Origin of the sequence: Catenuloplanes niger (assembly GCF_031458255.1) — a bacterium.
Classification (GTDB): domain Bacteria; phylum Actinomycetota; class Actinomycetes; order Mycobacteriales; family Micromonosporaceae; genus Catenuloplanes; species Catenuloplanes niger.
This window is the reverse complement of sequence record NZ_JAVDYC010000001.1, coordinates 5529981-5547840: the sequence shown is the minus strand read 5'-3', so window position 1 is coordinate 5547840 and position 17860 is coordinate 5529981. Positions and strand designations below refer to the sequence as shown.

At 74.0% G+C, this 17860-nt stretch carries 15 protein-coding genes; 7 read left to right on the top strand and 8 right to left on the bottom strand.

Annotated features, from left to right (window positions below):
• Nucleotides 1–193 precede the first annotated feature (193 nt).
• Entirely contained in the window at nt 194–1204 is a 1011-nt protein-coding gene (locus J2S44_RS24735; RefSeq protein ID WP_310418472.1) for a hypothetical protein, read from the bottom strand.
• 147 nt (nt 1205–1351) lie between these two features.
• A complete protein-coding gene (locus tag J2S44_RS24730; protein ID WP_310418471.1) occupies nt 1352–2641 on the bottom strand; it encodes a glycosyltransferase family 4 protein in 1290 nt (429 codons plus the stop codon).
• A gap of 287 nt (nt 2642–2928) precedes the next feature.
• On the opposite strand from J2S44_RS24730, the gene J2S44_RS24725 reads away from it, so the two are divergent.
• Both J2S44_RS24725 and J2S44_RS24720 read left to right on the top strand, forming a co-directional pair.
• Entirely contained in the window at nt 2929–3744 is an 816-nt protein-coding gene (locus J2S44_RS24725; RefSeq protein ID WP_310418469.1) for a glycosyltransferase family 2 protein, read from the top strand.
• A 73-nt stretch (nt 3745–3817) separates the two neighbouring features.
• A complete protein-coding gene (locus J2S44_RS24720; RefSeq protein ID WP_310418467.1) occupies nt 3818–4756 on the top strand; it encodes a glycosyltransferase family 2 protein in 939 nt (312 codons plus the stop codon).
• 38 nt (nt 4757–4794) lie between these two features.
• On the opposite strand, the gene J2S44_RS24715 is transcribed toward J2S44_RS24720, so the two are convergent.
• Entirely contained in the window at nt 4795–5598 is an 804-nt protein-coding gene (locus J2S44_RS24715) for an alpha/beta hydrolase (RefSeq protein ID WP_310418465.1), read from the bottom strand.
• A 13-nt stretch (nt 5599–5611) separates the two neighbouring features.
• Nucleotides 5612–5908: an Rv1322 family protein gene (locus J2S44_RS24710; protein ID WP_310418463.1), complete on the bottom strand. Its 297-nt coding sequence runs from the start codon at nt 5906–5908 to the stop codon at nt 5612–5614.
• A 37-nt stretch (nt 5909–5945) separates the two neighbouring features.
• Between J2S44_RS24710 and J2S44_RS24705 the strand changes: the two genes are divergently transcribed.
• From J2S44_RS24705 to J2S44_RS24695, 3 genes are all read left to right on the top strand, one after another.
• On the top strand, nt 5946–7226 hold the full coding sequence (locus J2S44_RS24705) for a sensor histidine kinase (protein WP_310418461.1): 1281 nt from the start codon (nt 5946–5948) through the stop codon (nt 7224–7226).
• Nucleotides 7223–7870, top strand: a complete 648-nt coding sequence (locus tag J2S44_RS24700) for a response regulator (RefSeq protein ID WP_310418460.1) — start codon at nt 7223–7225, stop codon at nt 7868–7870. The genes J2S44_RS24705 and J2S44_RS24700 overlap by 4 nt, the downstream gene beginning before the upstream one ends.
• Before the next feature lie 76 nt (nt 7871–7946).
• Complete coding sequence (locus tag J2S44_RS24695) at nt 7947–10097, top strand: FtsX-like permease family protein (protein ID WP_310418458.1); 2151 nt, start codon at nt 7947–7949, stop codon at nt 10095–10097.
• Nucleotides 10098–10144: 47 nt separating this feature from the next.
• Here the strand turns inward: J2S44_RS24695 and J2S44_RS24690 are convergent, their stop codons facing one another.
• The 3 genes from J2S44_RS24690 to J2S44_RS24680 all read right to left on the bottom strand — a co-directional run bounded on the left by J2S44_RS24690 (nt 10145) and on the right by J2S44_RS24680 (nt 13819).
• Entirely contained in the window at nt 10145–10861 is a 717-nt protein-coding gene (locus J2S44_RS24690) for a Clp protease N-terminal domain-containing protein (protein ID WP_310418456.1), read from the bottom strand.
• A gap of 39 nt (nt 10862–10900) precedes the next feature.
• Nucleotides 10901–12613, bottom strand: coding sequence for a 3-hydroxyacyl-CoA dehydrogenase NAD-binding domain-containing protein (locus J2S44_RS24685; RefSeq protein WP_310418454.1), 1713 nt, complete (start codon nt 12611–12613; stop codon nt 10901–10903).
• 84 nt (nt 12614–12697) lie between these two features.
• Nucleotides 12698–13819 carry a glycosyltransferase family 4 protein gene (locus J2S44_RS24680; protein ID WP_310418453.1) on the bottom strand — a complete coding sequence of 374 codons (1122 nt, stop codon included), beginning with the start codon at nt 13817–13819 and terminating at the stop codon, nt 12698–12700.
• A 108-nt stretch (nt 13820–13927) separates the two neighbouring features.
• Between J2S44_RS24680 and J2S44_RS24675 the strand changes: the two genes are divergently transcribed.
• A complete protein-coding gene (locus tag J2S44_RS24675; protein WP_310418451.1) occupies nt 13928–14620 on the top strand; it encodes an SDR family NAD(P)-dependent oxidoreductase in 693 nt (230 codons plus the stop codon).
• Nucleotides 14621–14642: 22 nt separating this feature from the next.
• On the top strand, nt 14643–16136 hold the full coding sequence (locus J2S44_RS24670; protein WP_310418449.1) for an aldehyde dehydrogenase family protein: 1494 nt from the start codon (nt 14643–14645) through the stop codon (nt 16134–16136).
• Nucleotides 16137–16269: 133 nt separating this feature from the next.
• On the opposite strand, the gene J2S44_RS24665 is transcribed toward J2S44_RS24670, so the two are convergent.
• Entirely contained in the window at nt 16270–17829 is a 1560-nt protein-coding gene (locus J2S44_RS24665; protein ID WP_310418447.1) for a GDSL-type esterase/lipase family protein, read from the bottom strand.
• Nucleotides 17830–17860: the final 31 nt, after the last annotated feature.

The following is a 17860-nucleotide window of genomic DNA, read 5'->3' as shown; positions in this document are numbered from 1 at the left end:
TCCGGCGTGGCCGGCTACCGGTGCTCCCGCGGGCACCGGTCGGCCGCGGGCGGCCTCCCTGCACGTCGACGGGTGGTCCGGCAGAGCGGCGTGGTGAAGGGCAGGCCGGCGGCCTGCCCTTCACCACGTGGCCGGAGGCCGACCGCGAACCGGGTGACCTGAGGCCGACCGCGCACCGGGGTGCCGCGGCCGCTCACCAGACCGGTTTGCGGTCGGCCTCCGAGACGTTGCTGTCCTCCCAGATGATGCCCGGCGAGTCCGCCCGGGACACCTCGCCGTACCCGTGCCTGGGCCCGAAGACGTTGTTCCGGAACAGCACGTTGCTGATCTGCGGATCGTTGCGGATGTTCACCGTGTAGCCGCCGCCGTTGAACCAGTTCTCCTCGACCAGCACGTTCTCCAGCGGCTCGAACTCCGCGCCGACCTGGAACGCCGCGTTGAACGACACGCCCGCCACCGTGCTGGTCGCGTCGAAGACGTTGCCGCGGATCGTGGAGTTGGACCCGCCGTTGGTCTGCATCAGGTCCTGGTGCGCCTCGTCCGACTGCGCCGGGTGCATCGAGTGGAACCAGCTGTCGGCGATGATGACGTTGCTGCCGACCCGCGGCCCCTCCTCGATGTTGTAGACGTCGACCCGGCTCAGCGTGTAGTTCCAGTAACCGGCCACGAAGCCGGTCTGCGCGCCGTCCAGGTCGCTGTCCTCGATCGTCAGGTTCGCGGTCCGCTGCTCGATCTTGAGCATGATGCCGCCGCAGGTCAGCTTCGACCGCTTGATCACCACGTCCCGGGCCCGCACGTCCAGGCACCCGTCGATCCGCTTGCCGTCGATCACGGTGCCGGCCTGGGTGATCCGCAGCGGCCCGGTGTACGCCGTCAGCGTCACGCCGTCCGGCACCCCGGTGCTGTCCTCCCCCGGCCGCGTGACCTCGGGCGGCGGCGCCGGTGACGGCGCCGGGGCGGACGTCGACGTGGACGAGGCGTCCGGCGAGCCGGTGGTCTCGGGCGAGGCACCCAGCCCGCCGGTACCGCCCGGTGTGGCCGCACCACCGGACGGCGGCACCGGGTTCGCCAGCCGGTACTGGTCGCCGGCCGCGGCGTTACCGGGGATCCACCCGGCCCGGCCGGCGTAGGCGACGCCGGCCACCGCCAGCAGGGCCACGGCCAGCACCCCGACGATCAGCGCGCGTCGTCGGCCGGCGGTCATCCGTCGACGCCCCCGAGGAGCCAGCCCAACCGGCCCGCGTAGAGCACGGCGGCCCCCACCAGCAGCAGCACGGCCACCGCGGCCACCACGATCGTCTTCTTGCTCACGTGCACGTACGTCTCCTCGGTCGTCCCGGTCTTTTCTTGATCATCCCCGAGCGACCCGGTCGTTGTCGGCCCCGTGGTCGTCACCGAACGGGAACCAGTCCGCCTCGCGCTGCCGGGGGATCTCCGCCGCGGCCGGCGCGGGCATCGGCACCAGCTCGGACCAGACCGAGAGGTACGCGGCCGCCTGGTGCTCCCACGCCAGCCGGCTGTGGAAGCGCTGCAACCCGATCTCCCGCATCCGCTCCCGGCCCTCCGGGTCGTCCAGCAGCGCGTCCAGTGCCTTCGCGAACTCCTCCGGCAGCGCGGACGGCGTGTAGACCGCGGCGCCCTCGGCGGTGCGCCGCGTCTCCAGCAGGTCGACCGCGACCACGGGCAGGCCGCGCGCCACGTACTCCACGGTCTTCGCCATGGTGGAGACGTTCGACATCGGGTCCGGCTGGTCCGGCTGGATGCCGATCGTGCCGGACGCCAGCAGCGCGTCCACCTCGTCGCCGCCGAGCCAGCCGGCGAAGTAGACGACGTCGTCCAGGCCCAGGTCGGTGGCGAGCGTGCGCAGCTCGGGCAGGCTGTCGCCGTCCCCGGCGATGACCATCTCCCAGTCGTCCCGGCCGCGCATCTCGGCCAGCCGGGACGCCGCGAGCACCGCCGCGCGCACGTTGTCCTGCGGGTTGATCACGCCGAGGTAGACGATCCGCTTCCGGCCGCCCGCCTCCGGCGCCGCCGCATGGGTGATCTCGCTGCTGGCCGGGCCGTTGCGCACCACGGTGACCCGTGCCGGGTCCTGCCGGCCGCGCCCGATCGCGATCTCCCGGTACGACTCGTTCGTCGACAGCACCCAGGACGCGCACGCCATGGAGAGACGCTCGAAGACCGTGAGGACGCGCAGCACCGCCGGGTTCGGCGTGTCCGTCTTGGCGCGGTAGAGCTCCGGGCTGAGGTCGTGGTGGTCGAAGACGAACGGCTTGCCCATCAGGCGCATCAGCAGCGCCAGCGGCCAGAACACGTCCGGCGGGTTGCACGCCTGGGCCGCGTCGACCCGGTCGGTGACCAGCAGGCGGAGCAGGTGCAGCGTGACGCAGAGGAACGACCAGGCGAACTCGCCGGCGAAGCTGAGCACGCCCGAGCCGGCGAACGGCTGGCGGAACGACCGGATCGCGGTGTCCCGGGTGCCGGGGAGCCGGGTCAGGGCCTGCGATCCGCGCGGGCAGATGACGGTGACCCGGTAACCGGCGGACTCCAGCGCGAGGCACTCACGAATCACCCGGCGATCCCGTTCCACGGGCAGATTCACCACGATGATCGCGACGTGCGGCCGCCGATCCCTGGCCACGTAAACCACTCCCCACGAACGGTAGAAATCGAGGCCGTACAACATTGTTCGATGGTTCTCAAAGTTGTCGGCCGTCACGCCACTTTGGCCGCCTGGCCTGCACGTTTACAAGGTCACCTAAGCCAAAGAGCGTGTCGGCTAAGCGACAAGCGGCGCATTGGAGAGCGAAAAGTCGGACATGCCGCACCGGACCGACAGGTTTCACAACGTTGAGCTTCTTGCCATTTCGACGGGTGCGCGGAAAGACTCGCTGAGGCAAATGATTGCCCCGAAAGGAACGTGCCCTGGTGATCAGCGTGGTGGTTCCCGCCCACAACGAGGCGGCGATGCTCGGCCGGTGCCTCGATCGCGTCACCGGCCCCGAGGTGCAGGTGGTCGTGGTGCCGAACGGCTGCACCGACGACACCGCCGCGATCGCCCGCGACCGCGGCGACGTGCACGTGGTCGAACTGGCCGAGGGCTCCAAGACCGCGGCGCTGAACGCGGGCGACCGCACCGCCACCGGCTTCCCACGCATCTATGTGGACGGTGACGTGGTGCTGACCCCGGGCTCGGTGCACCGGCTCGCCGAGGCGCTGCGCCGGACCGGCGCGCTGGTCGCGGTCCCGCGCCGCGAACCGGACCTGACCGGCCGCCCGCTGGCCGTCCGCGCGTACTACGCGATCCACAACCGGCTGCCCGCGGTTCGCACCGGCCTGTTCGGGCGCGGCGTGATCGCACTCTCCGCCACCGGCCGGTCACGGTTCGGCGAGTTCCCGGCCGTGATGGCGGACGACCTCTTCCTCGACTCGCTGTTCGGCGCGGACGAGCGCGTGGTCGTCGACGAGGCCGCCGCCGAGGTCGCCACCCCGCGCCGCACCGCCGACCTGCTGGCCCGCCTGCGCCGGGTCCGCTCCGGCAACACGGCGCTGCGCGCGGCCTCGGCCGGCACCCGGAGGTCCGACCGGTGGTCCTGGCTGCGCGACGTGGTGCTGCGCCGGCCCTGGCTGGCCCCGGCCGGCGTGATCTACGTCGGCCTCACCCTGCTGGCCGCGGCCCAGGCCCGCCGCGCCCCGAGCACCACCTGGGAACGGGACGAGTCGAGCCGGGCGGGAGCGGCGTGAGCGCGCGCCCGCACGGATCATCGGTGCGGTGCCGGTCGCCGCGTCACCACCGCGTAGAGGGGAGTCCGGCGTCATGACCGACGTGAGTGTCGTGGTGGTCTCGTACAACACGAGCGAGCTGACCATCCGCGGGCTGCGCACGCTGCTCGGCACGCCCAGCCTCGCGTCGTACGAGGTGATCGTGGTGGACAACGCGTCCTCGGACGGCTCCGCCGACGCGATCGCGGCCGCGCTGCCCGAGGTGCGCGTGGTCCGGCTGGCCGTGAACGTCGGCTTCGGCCGGGCCGTCAACGCCGGTGCCGCGCACGCGACCGGCGACTACCTGATGCTGCTCAACCCGGACGCGGAACCGGTCGGCGACGTGATCGGCGCGTTCCTGACCTTCGCCCGCGCCGTCCCCGCGTCCCGCGTCTACGTCGGCCGCACGCTCGACGTGCACGGCGCCGACGACGGCCGGTCGATCTACGCGCTGCCCACGCTGTGGGGCTACCTCTGCTTCGCCACCGGCCTCTCCACGGTCTTCCGCCGGTCCGCGCTGCTCAACCCGGAGGAGCTGCCGGACCGCCCGCGCGACCTGGCCGGCCCGGTCCCGGCCGGCTCCGGCTGCCTGCTGCTGATCGACCGCGCGCTCTTCACCGAGCTGGGCGGCTTCACGCCCGACTACTTCATGTACAGCGAGGACATCGACCTCTCCCAGCGCGCCACCGCCGCCGGTGCGGTGCCCACGCTGGTCCCGGACGCCAAGGTGCTGCACGTCAACGGCGCCTCGTCGACCAGCGTCGGCAAGCGCGTCATGGTCCTCCGCGGCAAGACCACGTATCTGCGCCTGCGCTGGTCCCCCGCCCGGGCGCGCGCCGGCCGGGCGCTGCTGGTCACCGGCATCGCGCTCCGGGCCGCCGGCGCGCGGCTCACCGGCCGCGCCGGTTACTGGCGCGAGGTCTGGTCGCAGCGCGCCACCTGGCTCCCGGGCTGGCCGGCCCCCGCGGAGCTGCCCCCGGTCCGCGAGCTCTGACCGTTCGCCCCCGAGCGTGCGCTCAGGGGCGAACGGGTTCAGGCGGTGCGCTGCTCCGGGCCGGTGACCGGGACCTCGGAGAAGGCGGCGACCGTACGGTCCGCGTACGCGCTGGAGTCGCCGGACTCCATCGGGCCGTCCCAGTCGGTGGGGAGCGGGACCGGCACGCCGGGCGCGACGCGGGTGACGACCTCGTTGAGGACGGTCTCGGCGTCGCCGACCCAGAGGTGCTTGGCCCCGTCGACCCCGATCACCTCGGCCTGGGGGACGGCCGCGAACCGGGAGACCGCCTCGGCCGGGCGCAGGTAGTCGTCGAACTCGGGGACCAGCGCGGTCAGCGGCTTGCCGGTCTCCGCCCAGATGCGCAGGTCGTCGGGCTGGGAGAAGCGCAGCGGCGGGGAGAGCAGGATCGCGCCGGCCACGGACGGGTCGCAGCCGAACTTGAGCGTCAGGTCGGTGCCGAACGACCAGCCGAGCAGCCACACGTTGGGCAGCTCCGCGAACTCGGCGTACTCGATCGCGGCCGCGACGTCGTAGCGCTCGCCGCGCGCGTTGTCGAACGTGCCCTCGCTGGTGCCGCGCGTGCTGCTGGTGCCGCGCGTGTTGAAGCGCAGCACCGCGACGCCGGCCAGCGCGGGCAGCCGCCACGCGGCCTTGCGGAACACGTGACTGTCCATCATGCCGCCGTGGGTGGGCAGCGGGTGCAGGCAGACCAGCGTGGCGACCGGCTCGCGGTCCAGCGGGCGGGCCAGCTCGCCGACCAGCGTGAGGCCGTCGGCGGTGTGCAGTTCGATGTCCTCCCGGTGGGCCGGCAGGATCGAGTTCGCGCGGATCGGGGCCATGACAGCAATCCTCTCAGCGACCGGACGGATGCCGCCGGTCGCGTGCCTTCCAGCAACCGCTGTGCCAGTGCCGGCGGTCGGTGAGATCGCCGCGCCCGTCCGCCGGCCAGGCCACGATGTGTGCCACGCCCGGCGGAATGGTCTGCTGACAGCCGGGGCAGCGATAGATCTTGACCGCGTTGGTCGGCGCTACGCCGCGGACCAGCCACTCGCCGTCGTTCCACGTCTGCACGGTCTGCACACCCTGACGGGCGCGGTCCCGGTCGACCGGACCGCCCTCGGCACGGCGGTGGTTACGGCGCGGGCTCACGGGATCAAGGGTACGGGCGGGCACGTACGCTCGCCTGGTGCACCGGGTCTACGCGTGGCTTCGGCGACACCCCTCGATCATGACCGCGCTGGTGGCCGTGCCGCTCGGCGTCGCCTCGATCCCGTTCGCGCTGGTCGCGGACGGTCTCGCCGGCGTGCTGGTCTGGCCGGTGGTGCTCGCGCTGGTGGCCGGCATGGTGCTGCGGCACCGCCGGCCCGGCGCGGCCTACCTGCTGGTGCTGGCGGCCGGGCTGACGCTGGTCGCGGTCTCGGACACGGTCGTGTTCCTGCCCGTCTACCTGGCCATGCCGATGGCGCTCTACTCGGTCGCGGCCGACGGGCCGGGCTGGGCCCGCTGGTCCGGCCCGTTCTGGATCGCGGTCGCGCCGGTGCTCGTGGTGGCCCGGCTGGCCACCAGCGACCAGGCCACGGTCGCGCTGACGGCCGGCGGCGTGGCGGTGCTCTGGACGGTCTACGCGGCGCCGCTCGCGGTCGGCTGGATCTGGGGCGACGCCACCCGCAGCCGCCGCCGCTGGTACCAGCAGCTGGCCGAGCGCGCGGACCGGCTGGAGCGGGAACGCCGCGCGCTGGACCGGGCCGCGGTCGCGGAGGAGCGGGCCCGGATCGCCCGCGAGCTGCACGACGTGGTGGCGCACCACGTCTCGGTGATCGTGGTGCAGGCGGACGGCGCCCGGTACGCGCTGGACTCCGCGCCGGACCTGGCCCGCGAGGCGCTGGGCACGATCTCGGCGACCGGCCGGGAGGCGCTGACCGAGCTCCGCGGCCTGCTCGGCGTCCTGCGCAGCGACGACGCGCTGCCCGGCACCGCCGGACCGCCCGGCACCGCCGGGCCGCGTGGCGACGACGGGCTCCGCGGTGATGCCGGGCCGGGCGGTGCCGGCGGGCGGCGCGGTGGTCCCGGGGACGGCCCGGCGCCGCAGCCGGGCGTGGCGGAGATCGCGGCGCTGGTCGCCGGCGCGGCGTTGCCGGCGACGCTGCGGGTCACCGGGCGGGAACGGCCGGTCCCGGCGGGGCTGGGCCTGACCGCGTACCGCGTGGTGCAGGAGGCGCTGACCAACGCGCTCAAGCACGGCGGGCCCGGCACGACCGCGGCCGTGACGCTGGCCTGGCGCCGGACCGCACTGATCGTCGAGGTGACGGACACCGGCGCGGGGCCGGCCGGCGGCGCCGGCGGCCACGGGATCGTCGGCATGCGGGAGCGGGTCGGCGCGGCCGGTGGCCGTCTGGAGACCGGGCCCGGGCCGGAGCGCGGCTTCCGGGTCCGGGCGGAACTGCCGTTCACCAAGGAGAGCGCATGATCCGGGTCCTGCTGGTGGACGACCAGCGACTGGTCCGCACCGGGTTCCGCATGCTGTTGCAGACGCAGCCGGACCTGACCGTGGTGGCCGAGGCCGGCGACGGCGGCGAGGCGATCGAGGCGGTCAGCGCGCACCGGGTGGACGTGGTGCTGATGGACGTGCGCATGCCCACCGTGGACGGCGTGACCGCGTGCCGCCGGATCCGCGCGCTGCCGGACCCGCCGCGGGTGCTGGTGCTGACCACGTTCGACCTGGACGAGTACGCGTTCGCCGCGATCCGGGCCGGCGCGTCCGGGTTCCTGCTCAAGGACGCGCCGCCGGAGGACCTGCTGTCCGCGATCCGGGTGGTGCACTCCGGCGACTCCGTGGTGGCGCCGTCGACCACCCGGCGGCTGCTGGAGCGATTCGCGCCGTACCTGCCGGACGACTCCGCCGGCCCCGGCCCGGCGGACGCGCTCACCGACCGGGAGCACGAGGTGCTGCTGCTGGTGGCGCGCGGCCGGTCGAACGCGGAGATCGCCGGTGAGCTGTTCGTCGCGGAGACCACGGTCAAGTCGCACATCAGCCGGATCCTGACCAAGCTGGACCTGCGCGACCGCGTGCAGATCGTCGTCTACGCCTACCGGAACGGCTTGGTCCGCTGAATGTGTACCTGAGGAGGATGCGCGGTCGACCTGAGACAGACGACCGCGGCGGCGCGCGTCCATAGCGTCGGAAGGCGTGCGAAACGTTCTCCTCTCCGGGCTGCGGGCCCGCCGGACCCGGCTGCTGCTGACCGCCCTCGCCGTCGCGCTGGGGGTCGCGTTCGTGACCGGCACGCTGATCCTGACCGACACCATGACCGCGAGCCTCTACCGGGACGCCGCCCGGGACGCCGAACCGGTGGCCGCCCGCGCGGTCGCCGACGGCCGGTTCTCCGACGCCGATCTGGCCCGGGTGGCCGCGCTGCCCGGCGTGACGGACGCGGCCGGCGAGGCCGCCGCGGAGTCGCCGGTGCTGGGCCCGGACGGCCGCGTGGTCTCGGTGCTCGGCGCGACCGCCACCATGATCCGGGCGCTGCCCGAGCGGCCGGAGCTGGCCGCGCTGCGCCTGACCGCGGGCACGTTCCCCGGGCCGGGCGAGGCCGTGGTCGACGCGGCCACCGCGGCGGAGCGTGGCTGGTCGCCCGGTGACTCGCTGACGCTCGTCGCGAACCGGCGGAACCCGCATCCGGTACGGATCAGCGCGCTCGCCGAGGGCGTCCCCTACTTCACCGTCTTCCTGCCGCCCGCGGACTTCCGCGCCGCGACCGGGGTGTCCGGCTGGGGCGCGATCCGGGTCGCCGGCGCGGACCAGCGCACGATCGCGGACACGGTCGCGGCCGCGCTGCCCGGTGCCCGGGTGAGCACCGGTGCCGAGTACGCGGACCGGCTGGCCGGCGCGCAGGTCGGCAGCGTGACCATGATGCGCGCCGGCCTGCTCGGCTTCGCGCTGGTGGCGCTGGTGGTCGCCGCGATGGTCATCCACAACACGTTCGCCATCCTGGTCGCCCAGCGGGAACGCGAGCTGGCGCTGCTGCGGCTCGCCGGTGCGCTGCGCGGTCAGCTGTTCCGGCTGGTGCTGGCCGAGGCCGCGATCGTCGGCGGGTTCGCGTCCGTGGCCGGCTTCGGGCTCGGCCTGCTGGCCGGGCAGTTCGGCGCCACCGGGCTCGAGTCGCTCGGCAACGGCCGGATGACCGCGCCCATGCAGGTGACGCCGCAGACCGTGCTGCTCGGCGCGCTGACCGGTGTCGGCGTGACCGTGCTGGCCGCGGTCGGGCCGGCCCGGAGCGCGACCCGGCTCGCCCCGATCGCGGCGCTGCGCCGCCCGGACGCACCGGTCGAGGCCGCCGCGTCGCGCCGCCGCGTGCTGGCCGGCACGCTGCTCGCGCTGGTCTCGGCCGCGATGGTGGGCGCCGGCGCGGTCGGCAACACCGTGGTGCTGGCCGCCGCGGGCGCGCTCCCGGCCATGCTGGCGCTGGTCGCGCTCGGCCCGGTGCTGGTCGTGCCAGCCTGGCGGCTCGCGGTCCGGCCGGCGCTGCTGGTCTTCGGCTCCGGCGGGCGGCTGGCGGCGCGGTCCGGTGAGCGGCAGCCGCGCCGGGCGGCCGCGACCGCGCTGGCGCTGACCGTCGGCATCACGGTGGTGACCACGTTCCTGGTCGGCGCGCAGTCGCTGGCCACCAGCTCCGCGGCGGAACTGCAGCGCCGGTTCCCGACCGACTTCGTGGTGGCCGCGCCGGACGGGCAGCGGCTCCCGGCGGACCTGGCCGCGCGGTTGGTCGCGCTGCCCGAGGTGCAGCGCGTGGAGCGGCGCGCGGAGCTGTGGGTGTTCACCGAGGACGACGTGACCGCGGCGGCGGCGCGCCGCGCGGTCGCGTCCGTGACCGACACCGTGCCGCTGGCCGTGGTCACCGACGTGCGGAGCCGGGCCGAGCAGATCAACCGGACCGTGGACACGCTGCTCGCCGTGGTCGGCGTGCTGGTGATCTTCTCGGTGCTGATCTCGGTCGCCGGGATCACGAACACGCTCACGCTCTCGGTGCTGGAGCGGACCCGCGAGTTCGGGCTGCTCCGGGCGCTCGGACTGAGCCGGCGTCAGCTGCGCGCGAGCCTGCTGGCCGAGGGGATGACGCTGGCGCTGATCGGGGCCGTGGCCGGGGTGGCGCTGGGCATCGGGTTCGGGGTGGCCGGCGTCTACGCGTCGATCCCGCACGCCTGGGCCGAGGTCTCCCTGCCGTACCCCCGGATCGGTCTGGTGGTGCTGGTGGCCGCGGTCATCGGGCTGCTCGCGGCCGCGCTCCCGGCACGACGCGCGGCTCGCGTCGCGCCGGTCGCGGCCCTGGCGGACGAGTAGGCGACGGCGGGTCCGGGGCGTCTTCCACCACGTCCCGGACCGCTCGCCTACTTCTTCAGGGTGTCGAGCGTGGCGACGATCCAGGTCTCCGCGCGCTCCTTGGTGAGGCCGAGGCCGCGCAGTGCCGCGCCGCCCGCGTCCTCGTGCTCGTCCAGCAGCGCCAGCAGCATGTGCTCGGTGCCGACGTAGTTGTGGCCGAGCCGCAGAGCCTCCCGGACGATCAGGTCGAGCAGCTTCTTCGCCCCGGCCGAGAACGGCAGGTGCGGCGGCAGCTCACCCTCGACCCGCGGCGGCAGCACGCCGGCGACCGCGACCTGGACGTCCGCGAGCGACACGCCCTGGTCCTGGATGGCCATCGCGGCGAGCGAGTTCGGCTCGTCGAGCAGGCCGAGGACGAGGTGCTCGGTGCGCACCACGTCGTTGCCGGCCGCGCGCGCGGCCTTGACCGTCTGCTCCATGACGACCTTGGCCCGGTGCGTGAACCGGCTGAACCGGCTCTCGTCGACCAGCCCGGCCGGGTCGCCGACGAAGCGCTTCTGCACGGCCTGCTTGCTGACGCCCAGGCTGCGGCCGATCTCGGCCCAGCTCGCGCCGGACCGCCGGGCCTGGTCGACGAAGTGACCGACCAGGTGGTCGGAGAGGTCGCCGAGGTGCTCGCCGACCAGGATCGCGTCGGAGACCCGGGTCAGGTGATCACCGTTCGGATGCTGACTCTTGACGTGCTCGATGAGGTCATCGAGCCGGATGACGGGTTCGGTAGCCATTCGTCAACCATAGGTTGACGCTAGCCGGAGCGTCAACCCCTAGTTGACGGTGCGGAAGCCCCGCCCCGCCACCACCATCCGCTCCAGCAGCGGCGCCGGTGCGAGGCCCGGTTCGCGTGACTCCCGGTAGAGCGCGCGCAGCGTCGCCAGCACCGTGTCCGGCCCGATCGCGTCGAGCATCTCGAACGGACCGGCCGGGTAGCCGCAGCCGAGCGTCATCGCCGCGTCGATGTCGGCCGCGGTGGAGTAACCGGCCTCCAGCATGCGGACCGCGTCGTTCAGATACGGGAAGAGCAGCGCGCGCACCACGAGACCGGCGCGGTCCGGACTGGACACCACGGTCCGGCCCAGCCGCCGCAGCACGGCGCGAACCGTCGCCCGCGTCCCCGGCGAGGTGCGGATCGTGTGCACGAGCTCGGCCAGCTCCGGGCCGGTGAGGTGCAGGCCGGCCACGTCCGCCGGGCGCCGGGTGGCCATCGCGATCTCGAGCACCGGCAGCGAGGACACGGTGGTGACCAGGACGGTGCCGGGTCCGCAGACCGCGTCCAGCTCCGCGAGGAGCGCCTTCTTCGCGGCGAGGTCCCCGTCGACGGCCTCCACCACGAGGTCCACCTCGGCGAGCCGGTCCAGACCGGACGCGACGGTGACCCGGCCACGCCCGTCCGCCGCCGGTCCGTCCGCCACTGGCCCCTCCGCCGGGAGCGAGGTGGGCGGCTCCGCGCGGTCCGCGTCCCCCGCGTCGTGGCCGGCGACCGCGACGACGGCGAAGCCCGCCGTGGCGAACGCCTCGACGAGCCCGGCCGCCGGTGCGCCCGCGCCGACGACGCCGATCGTGCGCACCGCCGCCGCGTCGCCGTCCGGGTCCGGCCCGGCGTCGTCGGCGCGGACCTTCGCGGAGCCCGGCTGCTCGTACGTGTAGAAGCCGCGCCCGGACTTCCGGCCCAGGAAGCCGGCGGTCACCAGCTGCGTGATCAGCGGTGCCGGGGCGTGGCGGCGGTCCCGGCCACCGCGGCGGTACATCGTGTCCAGGATCTCGGCGGCGACGTCCAGCCCGATCAGGTCGAGCAGCGCCAGCGGGCCCATCGGCAACCCGCAGCCCACGCGCATCGCCGTGTCCAGGTCCGCGCGCGAGACGTACCCGTTCCCGTACAGCGTGACCGCGTGGTTCAGGTAGCCGAAGAGCAGCGCGTTCGCGATGAACCCGGCCCGGTCGCCGATGACCACGCCGCGCTTGCCGAGCCGCGTGCAGAGCGCCGCCACGTCCGCGACCACGTCGTCCGCGGTGACCACGGTCCGGACCACCTCGACCAGCTTCATCACCGGCGCCGGGTTGAAGAAGTGCATGCCGATCACCCGGTCCGGCCGGACGGTGCCGACCGCGATCTCGGTGACCGGCAGCGAGGACGTGTTGGTGGCCAGGACCGCGGACGGCTTGCAGACCCGGTCCAGCTCCGCGAAGACCGATCGCTTGAGGTCCAGCCGTTCCGGCACCGCCTCGATCACCAGGTCGGCGTCGCGCAGCGCGTCCGTCCCGACCTCGAAGCGCACCCGGCCGAGCAGCGCGTCCCGGTCGGCCGGCGCGAGCTTCCCGCGCGCCACGGCCCGGTCGGTCGAGCCGGTCAGGATGCCCCGGCCCCGCTCCAGCGCGGCCTCGCCGATCTCCACCGCCACGACGTCCAGGCCGTTCCGGGCGAAGACCTCGACGATGCCGGCACCCATCGTGCCGAGGCCGACCACTCCGATGGTGTTCAACGCGCACGCCTCCTGTGTTGACGGACGTCAAGCGCGAGTCTCCCACGCCCTCGGCCCGCGGGCGGTCATCGCGGTCGCCGCGGGTCAGCGCAGGCCGAGCGTGCCGTCGACGGCGCGGACCACGTCTCCGCCGGCGCGGTCCCAGGAGAAGCGGGACGAGACGTCACCGGCCCGGGCCGCGCACTCCGCGAAGAGGTTGTCGTCCGCCAGCGTCTCCGCGATCAGCTTGGCCAGGTCGTACGGGTCGTCACCGGACGCCAGCGCGCCGGAGACGCCGGGCTGGATGATCTCCGGCATGGCGAACGCGTCCCGCCCGATCGCGGGCAGTCCACGCGCGGCCGCCTCGGCGAACACGATGCCGAACGCCTCCAGCCGGCTCGGCAGCACGAACAGGTCGTGCGTGTCGTAGAGGCCGGCCACCTCGGCCAGCGAACGCTCACCGAGGAACGTGACACCGTCCGGGATCTCGCCGTCCATCGGCCACTCGCGCGGCCCGGCCACGGTCAGCGTGATCTCCGGGTCGAAGTCGCGGCGCAGGATCTCCAGTGCGGCCACCACCAGGTCGCCGCCCTTGCGCTGGAACTCGCGGCCGACGAAGAGCAGCCGGTTGCGCGGGCCGGTCTTCTCCGGCAGCGGCCCCTCGACGGACGCGCCGGCCGAGATGCCCGGGTGCACGACGTGCACCTTCTCCGCGGGAACGCCGGTCACCTCGATCAGGTTCCGGGCCAGCCAGTGGCTCATCGCGATCACACCGGCGGCCCGGTCGTACACCTCCAGCTGCCGTTCCCGCCGGCGGCGCAGCTCGCCCGTGGTCAGGTGCTGGAACAGCGGGATGCCGGACGTCTCCTGGATGTGCAGCAGCCCGTCGAAGCTCATGTCCTGGAACGTGAAGTACGGCCGGTCCACGATCGCCAGGTCCTGGATCATGACGACCGCGTCCACGTCCGCCGCGTCCGCGCCACGCTGGATCGCCTGCCGCAGGAACGCGTCGGTCAGCCGGGACTGCTTCCACGTGGTGACCGGGCGGCTGTTGCGCCAGCGCACGTGCATCAGCTTCAGTGCGGTCTGCGCCCGGTGCGGGATCTGCACGCCGACGTCCGGCACCTCGGCGTGCCCGCGCATCGCCGCGCGCAGGTGCCACGGGATGTGGGACCAGGTGGCGATCGGGTTCGGAGCCCACAGACAGGCGAAGCCGATGCGGCTCACCGGACACCTCCATCATCACGTCGACCGCGATTGTTCCTGGTGGCGGCGCGCGGTTCCTCGCCGGGTCGTGTTGCCGACAGAGCCATGATCTGTGGTACGGCTGACAGCATGCGGACCGTATTCGTCACTGGTGTTTCGCGCGGCCTGGGTGCCGCGCTGTTCGAGCAGGTCGTCGCGGCCGGGGACCGGGTGGTCGGGATCGGCCGGAGCTTCACCGGCGCGCAGGACGATCTTGCCCTGCAGGAACCGGCGCGCGTCGCACTATTGACCGCAAACCTGAGCGATCCCTCAACGTTGCCGACGCCGGAGCAGCTGCGCGCGGCGTGCGCTCCGGACGGCGAGGTGGTGCTGATCCACAACGCCGGCCAGGTCACGCCGGTCGGCCCGGTCGGCGCGCTCCCGGCGGACGAGCTGGCCACCTCGATCACGGTCAACCTGACCGCGCCGATGCTGCTCACCAACGCGTTCCTGGCCGCGGCGGCCGGGCGTACCGCCCGGGTGCTGTTCATCTCGTCCGGTGCGGCCGGGCGGACGATCGAGAACTGGTCCGCCTACTCCGCGGCCAAGCGCGGCGGCGAGTTCTTCATGGAGATCCTCGCGGCCGAGAACGCGCACCGCGAACCGCCGCTGACCGTCGCGTCGGTGAACCCCGGCGTGATGGACACGGACATGCAGGCGGCGCTGCGGGACGCGGAGTTCCCGGCCCGGGACCGCTATGTCGGGCTGCACGAGCGGGGCGAACTGCCGGACCCCGGGACGGTCGCCGAGAGGATCATCCGCGAACATCTTACTTCCGAGTAGCCCTCGGTTCTAAGCTCAGCGAATGACTCCCGGGATGCCCGTCATCGACGACGGGAAGTTGACGTCCACCAATCCCGCCACCGGCGAGACGGTCGGCACCTTCCCCGTCGCGACGGCCGACGACGTGGCGCTCGCGGTGCGCCGCGCCCGCCAGGCCGGCGCGTGGTGGGCCGGCCTGGGCTTCGCCGCCCGGCGCGAGCGGTTGCGGCACTGGCGCACGCTGCTGGCCCAGCGGCTCGAGGAGCTGACCGCGCTCGTGCACCGCGAGACCGGCAAACCGCTCTTCGACGCGGCGGTCGAGGCGGCGAGCGCGCTCGAGCACATCGACTGGGCGGCGAACAACGCGAAACGGGTGCTCGGCCCGCGCCGGGTGCGCACCCGCCTGCTGGTGGCCGAGCACTCCGCGCACCTGGAGTACCGGCCGTACGGCGTGGTCGGCGTGATCGGCCCGTGGAACTATCCGGTCCTCACCCCGCTCGGCTCGATCGGTTACGCACTCGCGGCCGGCAACGCGGTCGTCTTCAAACCCAGTGAGTACACGCCCGCGGTCGGCCAGTGGCTGGCCGACGTGCTCGCCGAGGCCGTACCGGAACACCCGGTCCTCCAGGTGGTCCACGGCCTCGGCGACACCGGCGCCGCGCTCTGCCGGGCCGGCGTGGGCAAACTCGGCTTCACCGGCTCCACCGCCACCGCGCGCACGGTCATGGCCGCGTGCGCGGAGACGCTGACCCCGGTGCTGATCGAGGCCGGCGGCAAGGACGCCATGATCGTCGACGAGGACGCGGACCTCGACCTGGCCGTGGACGCCGCGCTCTGGGGCGGCATGTCCAACGCGGGCCAGACCTGCGTCGGCATCGAACGCGTCTACGTGGTGTCGGCGATCCACGACGAGTTCGTGGCACGGCTCGCCGCCGGCGCGCGGAAGCTCACGGTCGGCGCGGAGAACGCGCACCTCGGCCCGATCACCATGCCCGGCCAGATCGACGTCATCCGCCGGCACATCGACGACGCGCTGGCCCGCGGCGCCCGCGCGGTGGTCGGCGGCGCCGACGCGGTCCAGCCGCCGTACGTGTACCCGACCGTGCTGGTCGACGTGCCGGACGACGCGGCCGCGATCCGCGAGGAGACGTTCGGGCCGACGCTCACCGTCACCCGGGTCGCGGACGCCGACGAGGCGCTGGTCAAGGCGAACGCGTTGCCGTACGGCCTGGGCGGCGCGGTCTTCGGCCACCGTCGCGCCATCGCGCTGGCCCGCGGCATGCGGTCCGGCATGACGTCGATCAACTCGGTCTTCACGTTCGCCGGCATGTCCACGCTCCCGTTCGGCGGCGTGGGCGAGTCCGGCTTCGGCCGCATCCACGGCGAGGACGGGCTGCGCGAGTTCGCGGTGGCGAAGTCGATCACGTTCCGCCGCATGCCGTCGCCGCTGCCGATCCTGTCCTTCTTCCGCAAACCGGCCCACGAGCGCCTGCTGATCCGCGCGGTCAAGACCCTCTACGGCCGCAACCGCTCCTGACTCCTTCGCGGGGCGGCCGTTCGGGCGTGATCCACCGGGTACGGGCGCGTGCGTGCGGCCCGGTGCCCGTGCGGTAGCGCGGACGTGAAAGCCCGAACGGGCCCGGTGCGCGTCGCGGACCGGGCCCGAGGCGTCAGGCGGGGTCGCCGCCGTTGTTGATCCAGGCGTCCACCGCACCGTTCGGCGCGACCACCAGGTAGTCGTCCCGGCCGTCGCCGCTGACGTCGGCCAGCACCACGCTGTCGGCGCTGCCGGCGCCGCCGGCGATCCGGCCGCGGTGGGCCCAGCCGGGCACACCGTCGCGATCGCCGCCGCGGTTGAGCCACGCGTCCACCGCGCCGGTGGCCGGGTCGACGACCAGGTAGTCCGCGCGGACGTCGCAGTCGAGGTTGGCGAAGCGGACGTTTCCGGTGCCGGTGCCGCCGGCGATGGTGGGACGCGCGGTCCAGCCGCCCTGGCCGTCGCCGCCCCGGTTGAGCCAGGCGTCCACCGCGCCGGTCGTCGGGTTCAGCACCAGGTAGTCGGCCCGGCGGTCGCCGTCCAGGTCGGCGAACCGGATGTGCGCGCCGGGTGCGCCCGCGCCGGTGGCGATCCGGCCGCGCGCGGTCCAGCCGGCCTGGCCGGGGCGGTCACCACCGTTGTTGATCCAGGCGTCGACCGCGCCGGTCGTCGCGTTCACCACCAGGTAGTCGGCCCGGCGGTCGCCGCTGATGTCGGCCAGGTGGACGGTCGCGGGGGCGGCGCCGGTGCCGGCGGCGAAGCCGGCGTGCAGTGTCCACCCGGGATTGCCGGACGCGTCACCGCCGGCGTTGATCCAGGCGTCGAAGCCACCGCGCGCGTTCAGCACCAGGTAGTCGGCGCGGCCGTCGCCGGTGACGTCGGCGAACCGGATGTTCGCCCGGGCCGCGCCCACGCCCGCGGCGAACCGGGGCCGCTCGATCCACCAGCCGGCGGAGTCGTGGCACGAGCCGCCGCCCGGCTCGACGAGCATCCCGGCGTTCCGGGCCACGGTCAGCGCCGCGTGGAACGCGGTGGCCATCGTGCGGTAGCCGGCGTCGTTCGGGTGCAGGCCGTCCGGCAGGTCCGCGGTGGTGACCCCGCGCATGTCGGCCGGGACGATGCGCTGCCCCGCGGCCCGCCGTCGCTCGGCGATCGACGCCACCGCGGCGTTGTACGTGTCGATGCGCTGCTGCACGACCGGGTTCGAGGCCGGGATGATGAGCGCGAGCAGGATCGTCGCCGAGGGCGCCTCCGCGTAGATCCGGTCGAGCAGGGCGTCCAGCCGCCGCGGCGCGCCGGCCGGGTCGACGTTGTTGTTCATGTCGTTCGTGCCGATGTGCAGCGCCACCACGTTCGGCTGGTACTGCGCCACCACGCCGGGCGCGATCGCGGCGATCTGGTCGATCACCCAGCCGGAGTGTCCTTCGTGGTCCGGGTCCGCGCCGTCCCCGTCCCGCTGGGTGCCGACGAAGTCGACGGTGCCGCCGGCGGCGGCGACGGCCTGGTAGAGGTGGGAACGGTAGCCGTTGCCGCCGGCTCCGCCCCAGCCGTAGGTGATCGAGTCACCCAGCGGCATCAGACGGATGCCCGGCGCCGCGGCCGTGGCGGAGGTCGCGTGTGCCGGCTGCGCGGCGACCGTCAGCATCAACGCCGCCGCCGTCACCGCCGCGCCGATGGATCGAAGTCTGCTCATGGCACCATCCTCGACATCGGAGGCGCCCGGC

Bases quoted from the DNA above. Each gene is read 5' to 3' on its own strand.
- J2S44_RS24735 (WP_310418472.1), bottom strand. From the start codon at position 1,204: ATGACCGCCGGCCGACGACGCGCGCTGATCGTCGGGGTGCTGGCCGTG.
- J2S44_RS24720 (WP_310418467.1), top strand. From the start codon at position 3,818: ATGACCGACGTGAGTGTCGTGGTGGTCTCGTACAACACGAGCGAGCTG.
- J2S44_RS24715 (WP_310418465.1), bottom strand. From the start codon at position 5,598: ATGGCCCCGATCCGCGCGAACTCGATCCTGCCGGCCCACCGGGAGGAC.
- J2S44_RS24700 (WP_310418460.1), top strand. From the start codon at position 7,223: ATGATCCGGGTCCTGCTGGTGGACGACCAGCGACTGGTCCGCACCGGG.
- J2S44_RS24690 (WP_310418456.1), bottom strand. From the start codon at position 10,861: ATGGCTACCGAACCCGTCATCCGGCTCGATGACCTCATCGAGCACGTC.
- J2S44_RS24675 (WP_310418451.1), top strand. From the start codon at position 13,928: ATGCGGACCGTATTCGTCACTGGTGTTTCGCGCGGCCTGGGTGCCGCG.
- J2S44_RS24670 (WP_310418449.1), top strand. From the start codon at position 14,643: ATGACTCCCGGGATGCCCGTCATCGACGACGGGAAGTTGACGTCCACC.
- J2S44_RS24665 (WP_310418447.1), bottom strand. From the start codon at position 17,829: ATGAGCAGACTTCGATCCATCGGCGCGGCGGTGACGGCGGCGGCGTTG.